The 14,364-nt window shown below is 37.2% G+C and carries 16 protein-coding genes, 1 tRNA gene and 1 pseudogene; 3 read left to right on the plus strand and 15 right to left on the minus strand.

Annotation, left to right across the window (positions count from 1 at the left end; all coding sequences use genetic code 11):
- On the plus strand, positions 1-384 hold a 384-nt coding region (locus tag RBATCC27255_RS10650; RefSeq protein WP_147639967.1), incomplete at its 5' end, for a transposase.
- A gap of 86 nt (positions 385-470) precedes the next feature.
- Positions 471-701: pseudogene (locus RBATCC27255_RS10655) on the plus strand (transposase); the annotation flags it as partial.
- Between the two features lie 78 nt (positions 702-779).
- Here RBATCC27255_RS10655 and RBATCC27255_RS10455 read toward each other — a convergent pair.
- The 6 genes from RBATCC27255_RS10455 to RBATCC27255_RS05390 form a co-directional block, all read right to left on the minus strand.
- A complete protein-coding gene (locus tag RBATCC27255_RS10455; RefSeq protein WP_169923266.1) occupies positions 780-926 on the minus strand; it encodes a hypothetical protein in 147 nt (48 codons plus the stop codon).
- A complete protein-coding gene (locus RBATCC27255_RS05370; protein WP_101029069.1) occupies positions 907-1,257 on the minus strand; it encodes a DUF5412 domain-containing protein in 351 nt (116 codons plus the stop codon). The genes RBATCC27255_RS10455 and RBATCC27255_RS05370 overlap by 20 nt, the downstream gene beginning before the upstream one ends.
- Positions 1,251-1,664, minus strand: a complete 414-nt coding sequence (locus RBATCC27255_RS10755) for a polymorphic toxin type 44 domain-containing protein (RefSeq protein WP_101029070.1) — start codon at positions 1,662-1,664, stop codon at positions 1,251-1,253. Before RBATCC27255_RS10755 ends, RBATCC27255_RS05370 begins: the two co-directional genes overlap by 7 nt.
- On the minus strand, positions 1,555-3,774 hold the full coding sequence (locus RBATCC27255_RS05380; RefSeq protein ID WP_101029071.1) for a polyribonucleotide nucleotidyltransferase: 2,220 nt from the start codon (positions 3,772-3,774) through the stop codon (positions 1,555-1,557). The genes RBATCC27255_RS10755 and RBATCC27255_RS05380 overlap by 110 nt, the downstream gene beginning before the upstream one ends.
- Before the next feature lie 226 nt (positions 3,775-4,000).
- The gene (gene rpsO / locus RBATCC27255_RS05385; protein WP_015524098.1) at positions 4,001-4,264 is read right to left on the minus strand and encodes a 30S ribosomal protein S15; all 264 of its coding nucleotides are present in this window, start codon (positions 4,262-4,264) and stop codon (positions 4,001-4,003) included.
- Between the two features lie 139 nt (positions 4,265-4,403).
- Positions 4,404-4,796, minus strand: coding sequence for a helix-turn-helix domain-containing protein (locus tag RBATCC27255_RS05390; protein WP_101029072.1), 393 nt, complete (start codon positions 4,794-4,796; stop codon positions 4,404-4,406).
- A 452-nt stretch (positions 4,797-5,248) separates the two neighbouring features.
- Here RBATCC27255_RS05390 and RBATCC27255_RS05395 point away from each other — a divergent pair.
- Positions 5,249-5,324: transfer RNA gene (locus tag RBATCC27255_RS05395), tRNA-Thr, on the plus strand.
- Between the two features lie 1,103 nt (positions 5,325-6,427).
- On the opposite strand, the gene RBATCC27255_RS05400 is transcribed toward RBATCC27255_RS05395, so the two are convergent.
- The 9 genes from RBATCC27255_RS05400 to RBATCC27255_RS05440 form a co-directional block, all read right to left on the minus strand.
- Positions 6,428-8,251 carry an ATP-dependent nuclease gene (locus RBATCC27255_RS05400; protein ID WP_101029073.1) on the minus strand — a complete coding sequence of 608 codons (1,824 nt, stop codon included), beginning with the start codon at positions 8,249-8,251 and terminating at the stop codon, positions 6,428-6,430.
- Positions 8,252-8,263: 12 nt separating this feature from the next.
- Complete coding sequence (locus RBATCC27255_RS05405) at positions 8,264-9,013, minus strand: TRM11 family SAM-dependent methyltransferase (protein WP_101029074.1); 750 nt, start codon at positions 9,011-9,013, stop codon at positions 8,264-8,266.
- Positions 9,010-9,858, minus strand: a complete 849-nt coding sequence (locus tag RBATCC27255_RS05410; protein WP_101029075.1) for a restriction endonuclease — start codon at positions 9,856-9,858, stop codon at positions 9,010-9,012. The genes RBATCC27255_RS05405 and RBATCC27255_RS05410 overlap by 4 nt, the downstream gene beginning before the upstream one ends.
- A gap of 8 nt (positions 9,859-9,866) precedes the next feature.
- Positions 9,867-10,745: a type II restriction endonuclease gene (locus RBATCC27255_RS05415; protein ID WP_101029076.1), complete on the minus strand. Its 879-nt coding sequence runs from the start codon at positions 10,743-10,745 to the stop codon at positions 9,867-9,869.
- 3 nt (positions 10,746-10,748) lie between these two features.
- Positions 10,749-11,285, minus strand: a complete 537-nt coding sequence (locus RBATCC27255_RS05420; RefSeq protein ID WP_101029077.1) for a PD-(D/E)XK nuclease superfamily protein — start codon at positions 11,283-11,285, stop codon at positions 10,749-10,751.
- 22 nt (positions 11,286-11,307) lie between these two features.
- Positions 11,308-11,487, minus strand: a complete 180-nt coding sequence (locus RBATCC27255_RS05425; protein WP_101029078.1) for a hemagglutinin — start codon at positions 11,485-11,487, stop codon at positions 11,308-11,310.
- 12 nt (positions 11,488-11,499) lie between these two features.
- On the minus strand, positions 11,500-12,570 hold the full coding sequence (locus tag RBATCC27255_RS05430; protein ID WP_101029079.1) for a DNA adenine methylase: 1,071 nt from the start codon (positions 12,568-12,570) through the stop codon (positions 11,500-11,502).
- A gap of 143 nt (positions 12,571-12,713) precedes the next feature.
- On the minus strand, positions 12,714-13,094 hold the full coding sequence (locus RBATCC27255_RS05435) for a TnpV protein (protein WP_021883135.1): 381 nt from the start codon (positions 13,092-13,094) through the stop codon (positions 12,714-12,716).
- Positions 13,095-13,118: 24 nt separating this feature from the next.
- Entirely contained in the window at positions 13,119-14,279 is a 1,161-nt protein-coding gene (locus RBATCC27255_RS05440; protein WP_242958582.1) for a plasmid recombination protein, read from the minus strand.
- Between the last annotated feature and the right edge of the window lie 85 nt (positions 14,280-14,364).

The raw sequence follows: 14,364 nt of genomic DNA on the forward strand, positions 1-14,364 counted from the left end.
GCAGTCATCGCGGTAGCGATGGACATGAACGCATCTTACAACAAGCTTGTAACAAAGCATTTGCCCAAAGCACAGATTGTATATGATCGCTTTCATATGCAGTCGCAATTTGGCAGAGATGTTCTCGGCGTTATTCGTCTGGATGAAGCTCGTAGGCATAAAGCCAAAGAAAAAGAAATCCTTGCCGATATCTCGGATGATACCGACAAGGAAACTATGAAATCTCTTAAACAAGAAGCTAAAGCCGAAAAGCAGGAATACAGCCAACTCAAGAAGCTGCGTTGGTCATTGCTCATTAACTCAGATAAACTCTCCGACAGCAAACCGAGCAATTACAATCTATTCTGCAAGATCATCACGACCTTGCTGTTTGTTATGCCATGAAAGAGGAAATGTGCAGACTTTATGAAGTGACAGACTACCAACAAGCAGTCACCGGATGGACAAAATAGTTTCAGGCGGCGAAAGAAAGTGAGATTCCCGCATTGGTACGGTTTGCAGTTCAAAAAGAAAAACGGCTCCCCGGATTAGCTGCCCATGCCATCTACTCAATCAGCACCGGCAAGCTCGAAGGCTTCAACAACAAGATCAAGGTCGCTAAACGAATTAGCTACGGTTACCGTGATGATGACTTCTTCTTTACCTTGATTCGCTATCTTTCTATTGCGTCTGTCCGTTCACCATCCCACAAAAAATCGTGAAGAACCAATTTTTTACATAACAAAATATCCTATGGTAGGTTTTATTCTACCATAGGATGTCTTTTTATTGTTCACTTTTTACATTGCACATTTCATATCAAATCCGTTATCTGCATCTGTCATCAGGTAGATGCGTAACAACTCAATTACAGAAACAAAATATCTTAACATAGAGAGATACCAATACTGAGCAATTGATATAAGGTCAATAATTTCGCCAATCATACTCATCCGTCAAAACATTAAGTTCGATATTATTTATGACAATAACATCTTGAGATTTCCAATACCAAGAAACATCTTCTTGATGATAATTCCAGTATATATTTCGACTTTTATTCGTTTTTAAATCAACTACTTCACACCTTATTGAAAAGTCTGTCGTTGCATTCCCCGAACAAAGGTAAGCGTTTACTACATATTCATTATTAGGAGATGCTGTAGTATCAATTAACTCGCCATGGGGCAAGTATTCCAAACTACACGCTGTAAAAAAAGTACTAATTAAAATCATAACCGCAAAAAAGCAATTAAGCGTAAAAAACTTCTTTACCATTGAAACACCTTCCGATTATAAAGTAATCTCCAATACTTTCTGCCCAACAATATGAAACGAGTATCTCTGGGATCGTCAAAAAAACTATACCAATAACTCCAAGATGATGTTCCACTTAATATTTGACAAATACCTGCTCCCGTGCATAATGTTATTGCTTTGAAAACAACTGAGCCAACAAACCCAAAATGTATATTACCAACATCTTGTGAAGCTATTATACATCCATGAAATTTAAAATGGTTTGCAAATTGAAAGGAACCGATTGTTAAAATATTAAATTTCAGATTACAAAAATTACTTTCTGTTGTTTCTGTTAAAGCCGCCTCTGCGGTCGTTGTGAGGTCTGCGCGGACGAGCTGATCTTTCTGCGTCAATGTCGTTTTCGGGAACAAGACCGTCAACATCAATGAGAACCTGACGGCGAGAGAGATTGAGTCTGCCCTTATCGTCAATTTCCATTACCTTAACACGGATAATGTCGCCTACATTGACAACATCCGTTACATTCTCTGTGTGCTTAACATCAAGCTGAGAAATGTGAACAAGGCCTTCCTTGCCCGGAGCGATTTCAACAAAAGCACCGAAGTCCATAATACGAGTAACCTTGCCGAGGTACATTGCACCCGGCTCAGGATCAACGGCGATAGTGTTGATAATTTCGATTGCACGCTTACACTTGTCGGAATCAATACCCGAAACAAATACCTGTCCGAGTTCGCCGTCTTCCTCAATGTCAACCTTAACTCCGCATTCAGCCTGAATTTCCTTGATAACCTTACCGCTCTTACCGATAACCTCGCTGATTTTGTCAGCAGGAATTGTTGTTGTAAACATCTTGGGAGCATATTTTGAAAGCTCTTCTCTCGGCTCTGCAATAGTCTTGAGCATTACTTCGTCAAGGATGTAGTTACGAGCCTTGTGAGTCTTGGCAAGAGCCTCCTTAACCATTTCGGGAGTAAGGCCGCTGATTTTGAGGTCCATCTGAATAGCAGTGATACCGTCGTGTGTACCTGCTACCTTAAAGTCCATATCACCGAAGAAGTCCTCAAGACCCTGAATATCAACCATTGTCATCCAACGATCGCCCTCTGTGATAAGACCGCATGAGATACCTGCAACAGGAGCCTTAATCGGAACACCTGCGTCCATAAGAGCAAGAGTTGAACCGCAGATTGAACCCTGTGAAGTTGAACCGTTTGAAGAAAGAACTTCCGAAACAAGGCGAAGTGCATACGGGAATTCTTCTACAGAAGGAATTACAGGAACGAGAGCTCTTTCTGCAAGAGCACCGTGACCGATTTCTCTTCTGCCCGGACCACGGCTTGGCTTTGTTTCGCCGACTGAGTAGCTTGGGAAGTTGTAGTGGTGGATATATCTCTTTTCTGTTTCGCCGTCAATGCCGTCAAGAAGCTGTTTGTCAGAAACAGGACCGAGTGTAGCGATTGTGAGAACCTGAGTCTGTCCTCTTGTGAACATACCCGAACCGTGAACTCTCGGAATTACGCCAACCTCTGATGCGAGAGGACGGATATCGTCCATTCCTCTGCCGTCAACACGCTTCTGCTCATCGAGCAACCAACGGCGAACAATGAACTTCTGTGTCTTGTAAAGGCACTCGTCAATGAGAGCTTCGCTTTCGGGATAAATCTCGTCAAACTTTGCGTGAACTGCCTCATAGATAGGCTTAAGTCTTTCGTCACGAATTCTCTTATCATCTGTATCAAGAGCAACCTTAACATCTTCTTCTGCAAATGCCTTGATTGCCTCAAACATATCATGGTCGGGTTCAAGACTTGCGAACTCAAACTTAGGCTTGCCGATTTCAGCCTTGATTTCCTCAATAAAGCTGATAATCTTCTGGTTAGCCTCGTGACCTGCCATAATAGCGTTGTACATATCGTCATCAGATACGCAGTTTGCACCTGCCTCAATCATAGCAATTCTTGTGCTTGTTGAGGCAACTGTTGTTGCCATCTGAGAAACCTTTCTCTGCTCCTCTGTCGGGTTAATGATGTACTCACCGTCAATCATACCTACAGAACAACCCGAGATAGGTCCGTTCCACGGAACATCTGAGATTGAAATTGCGATTGAAGCACCGATCATGGCAACAATTTCAGGCTGACAGTCGGGATCAACGCTCATTACCGTACAAACGATTGAAACATCGTTTCTCATGCTCTTGTCAAAAAGAGGACGGATAGGACGGTCGATTACACGGCTTGTTAGGATAGCCTTTTCCGAAGGTCTGCCCTCTCTTTTGAGATAAGAACCGGGGATTTTGCCTACTGCGTACATCTTTTCTTCATAGTCAACCGAAAGCGGGAAGAAATCAACGCCCTCTCTTGGCTTTTCTGATGCTGTAACTGCAACATGAACTGTTGTGTCACCGTAGTGAACAAGACACGCACCGTTTGCAAGCTGTGTCATCTTGCCTGTTTCGACCTTTAAAGGTCTGCCGGCAAATTCTGTTTCAAATACTCTGTATTTGTCGAATGTCATAAGTCGATTCATTTTAGTAAAATCCTTTCCGAAACATAAGTTTCACATTTTAAATAAAGTTCAAATTTATTCAAACGGGATTTTACGCCGATTTAGCAATAAAACCATTAAACAAAACTGACAAACACACAAAAGCATATGTTATTTAATCGTTTTACCGCTAAAAAACAGCAAATAAAAATCCCGCAGAAAATCGAATTTAGGGCAAGCTTTCGCTTGCCCTTGTGTACTTAAAAAATTACTTACGGATACCGAGTCTTGCAATGATAGAACGATATCTTTCAATGTCTACCTTTGTGAGGTAAGCGAGAAGGCTTCTTCTCTGACCAACCATCTTGAGAAGACCTCTTCTGCTGTGGTGATCCTTCTTGTGAACCTTGAGGTGCTCGGTAAGGTCATTGATTCTCTTTGTAAGAAGAGCAATCTGAACCTCCGGAGAACCTGTGTCGCCTTCGTGAGTTGCGTACTCAGCCATGATAGCCTGCTTTTCTTCTTTAAGCATTAAAAATTCCACCTTTCAAAAATAGTCGCCAAAATCTCAGGGCAGGGCTGTGAAAATCCGACAAGCGGCATACTCCCTGTTCCGAGACACGGTCATCTGTTTTATATTATCACAATCGAGGTCAAAAGTAAAGAGTTTTTTACAAAATCTTCTTTGCTTTTTCGTTGTAGAGCATATCTATATATTCACAAATCTTTTTCTGATCTTCTTTTGACATAGACCGAAATCTTGTAATGATTGCTCTTTCGGCAAGAGTAAGGACATTTAGCGTCATATCAGCGTCTGCAACTCTTCTTTCAAAATAATCTCTGTTGTCAAGAATTGCGTTATAATCTATACCGAACATCTTTACAATTTTTCCCAGAAGCTCATGACTCGGTTCGGAAACACCTGTTTCATATTTAGTGTATGTTGTACGGTTTATATTAAGAGCGTCAGCAACCTGCTGTTGAGTCAGTCCGCACTGGATTCTGTAATAACGCATTCTTAATCCGACCGACGCATCAATATTACTGCACTTTCTTTTTGGCATCTGCTGCACATCCTATCACAAAGCATTTCCGCTGTAGTATCTATTGTGTAACAATTATAGTACTTTTAATTTTATTATTCTACAAATGTGATAACACTTCACCAGACAAAAAATACCACTTTTTTTGTGCATAATTTTGTATTTATAATAACAAAAGTATAAATTTATTTAATTAACCGTTATGTTTTCTTCTCCTTAAATTATAATGACAGACGAAAAATTAAACTAAATTTTCTTTTTTTACTTGCTTTTTTACTTTTTTCTATTGAAATATCGGGACAATCGGTGTATAATACCAAGGTGAAGTTTTCATTACGCACGAAGTCTGCCGAAACACATTAGCGTTTAGCGTTAGTTAAGCATTATAAATATTAGCATAATATGTGAAAATATTTATATTTTCCGCACTGCACATCGTGTTCAGTAATCCTTGTTAAAATTTAAAATAATATGCTGGAGTAGCGCAGTTGGTAGCGCAACTGATTCGTAATCAGTAGGTCGAGGGTTCAAGTCCCTTCTTCAGCTCCATAACAAAAACCGCATCAGAAAGCCGTTTTCAGGCTCTTTGGTGCGGTTTTTATTTGCTTATTTTTACCGTAAAATATTGCGAAATATCGCATAACATTGCTTAAATATTAGTCAAATGTTAGTCAAAAAGCAGTCAGCTAAAACCGAAGATTAAAGACTTTTTCGGGTTATCCTAAATATAAACATTGAGCCGCATACCGCACACAGCAAAACAAGCGACTGTTTAATTCTCTGCCGCTTGTAATTCTCATATATTCCGTTTTCTCGGGTTACCCCAACTATTGACATTGAGCCTGTGCAAGTCCTTCTACTCTCTTTGGGGTGATTTTTGTTATCCCCTGTCTGTATTTTTTAAACTCCGAATAAAACCACAGTTTTATTGCCAAAAGTCCAGTGTTTATCAGGCTTTTAGGGATAGAAAAAACGACCTAAAAGATTGCTCTTCAAGGTCGCTCAAGGATATTAAAATTTACACATTACAGGATAATGGGTGTTGCACAATAACACCTGATGTCATTGTGCAAACCCCTCTACTCTCCTTGGGGTAAATTTTGTTATCCTCTGTCTATATTGTTTAAACTCCGAATAAAACCGTAGTTTTATTGCCAAAAGTCCAGTGTTTATCAGACTTTTGGGCATAGAAAAAGCGACCTAAAAGATTGCTCTTCAAGGTCGCTCAAGGATATTAAAATTTACGCATTACAGGATAATGGGTGTTGCACAATAACACTTGATGTTATTGTACAAACCCCTCTACTCTCTTTGGGGTAATTTTCGTTATCCCCTGTCTGTATTTTTTAAACTCCGAATAAAACTGTCGTTTTATTGCCAAAAGTCCAGTGTTTATCGGATTTTTGGGCATAGAAAAAGCGACCTAAAAGATTGCTCTTCAAGGTCGCTCAAGGATATTAAAATTTACACATTACAGGATAATGGGTGTTGCACGATAACATGTGAATTTACTCCCACTCGCTCCCTGTAAATCAATCTTAAACACTTTTGTTTATGAAATTTATCAGAGAGTATTTATATTATTTGAATTATCGGTAAAGCATACGCTATCCGATTTTTTGTTGCCATATCGTTGCCACGGAAACCAACTCTTAGGTAACATCCTCAAAATCACATAACTTCTTGAGCGCCTGTTGCACATAGGGATATTTTTTATCACATTCTCCTATCAATGCTAAAAGATTTTTGTTGGCTTTTAAATTGAACATTCCTGCCAGTCCTTCTTTTACTCGATTTGTTTGACTTCCAGAAGATATAAATGATAATTCAGCACCATTTTCAGGATTCAAAGAATTCTTTTCGTATTCACACAGTTCAAGAATTCCCTTAATGGCGAATGCTGGCGTATGTATTTTTTTACATACTGAACTTGATTTCAATTTTACCATACTTTTCTTATCCAAAAGTAAATTTATTAAATAAACAATAACCTCCGGATACAAAAAATCTTCTATTTCGTTATTTGTATTGTTTTTTTCAATTTTAACATTTCCGCTATTTGTGTGATTTTGAAGCAAAATTGCATTAACATTAATGTGATTATATGATTTGGATTGAATTTTACTGTAAATTTCTCTTCCCTTGACATCGTTATCAAGCACAACTTTGATCTTCGGCATATATTGCGTCGTATTATTTCGATAGTACGAATCATAAAATTCAAGAAATTTTATAGCATTATCTGCACCGTTAAGAGCCTCTATATTTGGACACGGAAGTTCAAAATAATTAAGCAACTCAGTAAGATATTTTTTATCACAGTTGCCTTCTACTAAAAGGTTATTTCGTTGTAGCAATTCATATGTTACCGCTTCAATCCCTAAGTGAGAGCAAATTTTATCATAGCCACTTTGCTCATTTATATCAATCAAAATAGTTTCTGTAACATTGATATTTTTCTTTTTTCGTGTGGAGTATTGTTCATAATACTTAGAATCCAAAAGAAAAACATTACGCATATTATACTCATTAATAAAAACTTTAGAATGTGTCGTAAAAAACAACTGCATACTACTACTTTTTTCATCGAAAAGCGCTTTCAATTTTCGTTGAAGTCCTTCATGCAAATACGCATCTGGCTCGTCTATACAAACAACAATACTTTTTCTTTTATTAATGCGAGAAAGCATTTCAAAATTAAGCAAAATAGTAGCTAATCTTTGTAAGCCGGCTCCCTTATCCAATACTCCTATACTTCCGTTGTCATCAAGAGATAAATGAACATCTTCAGAAATAAGATCTCTGAATGTTTCCGAATTTTTTGGAACTATAAATTCTACCTTCCAATTTTCGCGGAAATAATTGAAAGTGTTAGAAATATCCTTTGCAAAAGTTTCGAGAATCGCACTTAATCCATCAACATATGTATCATATGCTTCTTTTAGTTCCTTTTTAGACCGAGAAAATCGTGCCTTATCATATTCAACATTTATGATGCCTTCTGTAATTTTACTTATCAATTCAGGTATGAATGTATTTATAGACTCAATATATACAAATTCAACCTGGTTCAATATATCACTAATTTCTGCAAAAATAAGTTTTTTCTTATCTTTTTTCTTTTTTCCTTCAAGTTTAAAAGAAACTCCACTAATGCTCTCTTCGCTTGAAGATGCTGAATAAAACTTCATATCGCGACAAATGACATAAAAAATATCTTTCTTATCGTCCCAAAAAGTGATTTCTATTTTGGGATGAATAGACTGTCCGCCAGTGGCATGTTTTATTTTTGGCATATCAACTTCTGGAGTGTAGGTTTCGGGGTTAAAAAATAAATTAATTGCTCGTAATGTATTAGTTTTACCAACATTGTTTTGACCACAAAGCGCAACTAAGTTTAGATCAGACGAAATATCAATTGCCATCGACAAAATGGAACGATATCGATTAATATTACAATTTGTTATTCGTAGCATTTTATTCTCCCATCATTTTTTTAAAACAAATAAATACTCGTGTGCAATCAGTAAAAAATTATATTTTACACTGTTTGTTTTCCAATATCCCGTTGCTTTGCAGTTGTGTTGCTCTTTGATAATCAATTCTTTAAGAGTAAATCCGGCATCTTGGAAAATTTTCATAACATCAAAAGACATTGGTATCATACAACCCTTTTGTCTTGTATCGCCCATAAGTACAGCGCAAAATTTATCTTTTTTCAGAACACGGTAGCTTTCCACAGCTACCTTTTTCATTTCTTCAAGAAAATCTTTCACTTTGAGTTGTGATAAATCTCCGTCAATTCCATCACTATATTTAATTATGTCGGCATAGGGTGGGTGAGTACAAATAAGGTCAATACTTTCATCCGAAAGAAAATCTAAATTTCTTGCATCGCCCTTACGGATATAAACTTTTCCGTTTGCACCTTCGTGTTCAAAATTCACTTTTTCTTTACATCTGTCGAGTGCAACATCATTGACATCAACGCCGATAATATCACGGTTCAAAAGCTTTGCTTCAACGAGGGTAGTTCCACCACCTGCAAATTGGTCAAGAATTACATCGCCCACTTTTGAATATCTTAATATAATGTTTCGTGGAATATATGGCGACCAATTTCCACGCCATTTTGCATCGTGAGTTGCCCAATCGCCACGCTTTGGAAAAGACCAATGCGTCGTCATTTCCAACTCGAAATCATCAGGCTCCCATTTTGTTATTTTCTTTTTATTCATTGCTGTTCCTCAATGTATATTTTGACTATTTTATTATCTGCATCATATTTCCACTTACTTTGTTTAGGCGTTATAACCCCCTCATCAGAAATCATATTATAATCTCTCAAAAATGCAGTTACACCGCCAAAATAATTTCTTCCTTTATTTATGTTGAAAAAGTATTTATCCTTATCATTAACTATCACACTAACACTTTTCAAAGCAATATCAAATTGTTTCATCACAGAAGAAGGTACAGAAACAATTCTTGCACGTATATCATTAGCTGTAATTGTTTTTTCTATATAATCATTAACAATATTGTTTTTTACATTTATTTGTGCTGACGCATCAGATTTGCGTTTCTTAACAAAAAGATCCATTTGCTCACTGCTAAAAATAGGCTTAAAAATAAAACCAATTTGATTATCAATGCAGCTTGTAATCAAAGACTTTCCATTTATTAAGACCACTGGTTTAGAGGGATCATTTGAAGATTCTTTTACAGCGTCTCCTGTGAAATCTGATGTTGTAATAAACATTCCTTTATAGCCGAAAGGTATTGTTCCTTTTAATTCCCTTACTGATTTTACAGCGATTTTATTTTTTAAAGCATATCTTTTCGCTTGTATGTAGTAGTGTGTAATATCGATTTCACTGAAATCCCCAACACCTTTGCGAATAGCCGTTAAATCGATTCCGCCGTCTCTTGAACGCTGTGTTACTTCTACTTCATCAAGACCCATTTTAAGAAGATATTCTTTCAAAAAATCTTCAAACGCATAACCAGTTTCAAAATATTCATAAAAACTTTTCTGTAAGCTTTTTATTTCCTCATTGGAAATATTTGAACTAATTTGCATATATATCCTCATTTCATAATGGCGTCTATAATTCCATCTTCCATATCTATAATATTGTAAACGTGTTCCATAACATCAAAGGTTTCTTCAAGATTATGGCGAGCACTTGTCCAACCTTTTCCATCGGTAAACCAAACAAAAGTAAAACCGTCGATTGTGTCGGTTTCGAGAGCAAGTGTTTTGTAACTGCGTGCTGTTTCGTTTAATTTACTTCCGCCGCCACCGTAAAAATTAGTTTCGATACCATAAATCATATTAGGAGTCTTAATAACAAAATCAAAACGTTTTTCCATCTTGCCTTGATTGGAAATAGCGGATAAATCTATATTCCATTTATCTGTAATTTGGTGAATATACATTTCTTTGAAGTAATTAACACCCTTTACAAAACCTGCTTTTTGAATAAAACTCTCAACTAAATCTTCCATAAGGTGACCGCCACGATTTTTACGACCGTTGGAATCAAGACCTGTTTCGACGCCCGTTGCATAGTCCACCAAATTATTCACTATATGATTTTCTAATAAATCAAACAGCCCGGTTTCACGCATAAAATATTTGTATCTCTCATAATGAGCGTGGCTGTTCGGTGGATACTTTCCAAAGTCGAATTGAAACAAATGACCGCCATTTTCATCTTGACAGTAGATTTCATTTGCTCGAACTGCTAAGAGCAGAGGGATACACTTTAATACTTCGGGATATTTTCTCATCAAATTTTCAAAATCAGCTTCAATATTTTTAGAACCAATGAGGGAATTTAAGATATTAAGTTCAACCTTGATATTATCGACGTTTCTGTGAACCTTTTCAAAATCTATGTAATAACCATAGTCTGCGATACTGTCACGAAAACCTGACAACCACGCATTAAAATCTCTTGACATTACTTATTCCTCCTCGCTGTTAGGCGGCACTGGCAATCCTAACTTTGTAAGCGGTATGTATTCAAAATAGTAGTGACAACGCATACTAATGATATAATCCAAAACGTCTTTATATTTAGGATCTTTAAACCATTCCGAAAGCAAATAGATGTACTCTACATCAATATTGAGCTGTGCCATCAGTTTCTGATACTGCTTTCTCTTGAAATCACAAGTCTGCAATTTTTCGTCAACAGAGCCTGCCACCTGTTGATATTTACATTCAATAATAAAAAGTGTGTTATTGATAATTACATAAATACTATCATCCGGCAGTAGCTTTTTGGAGATAATCTTTGTCCAATCAACCCCAACTTCCTTTAAATATCTATAAAATCCGTGTTTTTTGAATATGCGAGCAACTTTTTCGTCATTATAAAACACAACTCCATCAGTTACCCGATACCCTTCTTGACTGTTTAAAAAGGTTGCTAAATCAGTTTTCCCCTCAAATACAAGCCCCGTTTTTGTGTTTCCGCCGCCTTTTCCGTTCTTTATCATAACACTTCTCCTCGAAAATTCTTTATTTAACCTTGCAAGGCTTTCCAGCTTCGCAATGAGCCGAACGACATTCACGACAATACGACTGTGGTATATAACGACCATCACCCATATTTCTGTATCCGAATTCTTGCTCTATATCATCTTTGCCGTATGCCGTCTTTCCACAGCAAGGACATTGTGCATATTCTCCGTATGGCATATATGAACCTCCTTAAAAATTGCTAATGAGTAACTCTTTAATTTTTCCTCTTGCTTCACTATTACAGTTAATCATTCGAGTTGCTTCAACTCGTTTGATTTTATGTGCAGAATAGATATTATCAAAGAAATCATCGTCTGTATTTGAGTTCTTTGGATCAGAATTGCTAATTACAATTTTTGCACCTTTTTTATCCATGTCATCAACAAATTGTGCAAGTTCAATCTGTGCGTCATCATTAAACAAATTCTCGGTATATGCGGTAAAACTTGCTGTGTCTGTAATAGGTCTGTATGGAGGATCAAAATAAACAAAGGTGTTTTTATCAATAAAATCAGCCGACTCTCTGTAATCTCCACATATAATAGTAACTTTTTGCAATTTCTCCGATACGGCTCTGAGATTTTTTTCATCACAGAGCATAGGATTTTTGTAAGAACCCATAGGAACATTGAATAAACCCTTTTTATTTACACGGAACAAACCATTGAAACAAGTCTTGTTAAGAAAAACCATCAATGCAGCTTTTTCAATATTGACGCTTTCATTTCCGTTGACCTTCAAATCATTAAAACGCTCACGCTTTTGCATATAATATACTTTACGATTTTCCGTATCTAACGGAATAAAATCGCTTCGCATAGTGTAAAGCATTTCTATCAAAGCATCAATATCATCACGAATAATTCGATAAGTATTGATAAGTTCAGCGTTAATGTCACTGATATAAACTTCATCTAAATCATATTTACTAAGTATATCAAACAAAACTGCACCACCGCCAACAAATGGCTCAGCATATTTTGTAATTCTTCCTCTATCAAACGGATAGTAACGTTCAATCTCTTTAATGAGCTGACCTTTGCCGCCTGCCCATTTCAAGAAAGGTTTAACCGCTTTTTCATCAGTTTTACTATATCGTGTACTTCTTGCATCTATCGGTTTTTCTGCCGAAATAGGTATAATCCACATATTGCCCACCATAGTTGCCTCAGCAATTCTTTGTTCAGAACACAGAACCGCTACTCTTCTTTGAGAAATACCCCACTTATCAGCGGCTTCTCTTGCAGACATAAATTCCATAAAAATCTCCTGTTCCTACACTGTGTGTCATTTACTATATTATATTCTAAATCTCGAATAATAGCAATATCATATTTTAAGATAGATGTAAATTTTCAGAAATGAATGACAGTGGCAGGGATTGCTCCCTGCCGTCGTTATGTTTATACCGTGTAAATTATATCAGCATTTACAATTTCCGTTGCACGGTTACGGATATTGTTCATTTTTCGAACCCATAGCATTTGGTCGGTTGCTTTTAAGTTTTCAGTTACATTTTCTTTTTCGGCTAAGTCTTTTACAAGCCGAGAAAAAAGGTCTTGAGCCTGCTGTTCAATATCTACAAGATATGAATTGAGCTTACCGCTTGTCAGCAAATTATAATATAACACTTTATGGTGTTGCTTCAAATATCTTTTGTGCCGCATTGCCCAAATACTGATATTCGCTTCCTTTTCTTCTTCCGCCGGTAATAAATCGGGTAACATATAGTCGCCCACCTGCGTATAAGTACCGCCCGTTTGTTCAAAAATTGTGTTTGCCATTTTGTTTTACCTCCAAAAATTTATTTATCTTGAGCGTGGGTTTTCACGCTTACGACCTTTAATATTTCTTGCCTGTTCAAGCAACTCGTCAATCTGTTTATGCCCGAAAACTTTGCGCAAAAGTTTGTAATCTTTGACCTCTGAACGCAAATTTTCGTTTTCGTTTTTCAGCTTACTGTTGATTTTCGATAACATTTCGTTCTCACGATAGAGATTGCCGTTCGTGATATTTAATCTATGGTAATTGTCCCAACCTTCAAAGCAACGAGCCAATGCCGTCTTGATTAACGCTTTTAATTTTTGAATAAGCGGCTCTGCAATTTTGGTTTTATATGCTTTTGCAGACATAAAACTTTGCGGTTCGGAGAGCTGATATTCGGGGGCATTATCGAGCATTTCTTCCACATTCCTTAATTTTTCCAAACCATCATCATAGTTTAACACTCGCTCGGATAACACATTAAATTCGGCTTGCTTTTCTTCGATTTTAGCACCCAATTGTTCAAGTTCTGCTGTTCTTTCTTGCTTTTTATAATCAAGAACAGACAAATGTTTTTCGTGCGTTCCTTTGTGTTCCCACTCAATTCCGTGTCGTTCCATAACGAATGCGAGTGCAGATTTTTCTGCGCTTACCCATTGATTCCACTCGGTATCTCCACGGGTTCCGCCCTTAAATCCTTGTGCGGCAAGCGCCTGCTTTAGTGATACTCTCGTGTCAAGTCCACGGTTGCTGCCGGTTGTGAACGGAACAAAATCAATATGCAAATGGGGCGTTGCCTCGTCCATATGCAGATGAGCAGAGAACACTTTTAGGTTGGGATTTCGCTCTTGAAATCCCCGATAATACTCATCTAAAACCTGCCGTGCAAGCTGTCCGTTTTCGCTTTCGACGCTCATATTTTCCTTATCGCCAATCTGTAAAATCAGTTCGTGAAACGGCTTTTCTTGCTTTGAGTTTCTGATTTTCTCATAGTAGTTTTCTATTCTGCGGTCGGCTCTTGTCTGCTTTTCGTTGTATCTTTTTAGTGCTTCGTCAAACAATTCGTGATAGATTTTCTTTATCGGCTCGTTACAGTAATCAATGTTCAAATGCGTTCTGATCCCGTCAACATTTTCAGCCTTGAACTTGCGGCTGTTGTGATTGACCGAGCCTTTACCCACCATTGCGCTTATCGTTCTTTGCATAAGTTATACCTCCAATCTCATAAACTTGCTCGTCCTCGGTTCTGTTACTCTTGTCAAGAGTAACGCAAAAGCACTTTTGACAGGC

The organism is Ruminococcus bromii (assembly GCF_002834225.1).
Taxonomy (GTDB): Bacteria; Bacillota; Clostridia; order Oscillospirales; family Acutalibacteraceae; genus Ruminococcoides; species Ruminococcoides bromii.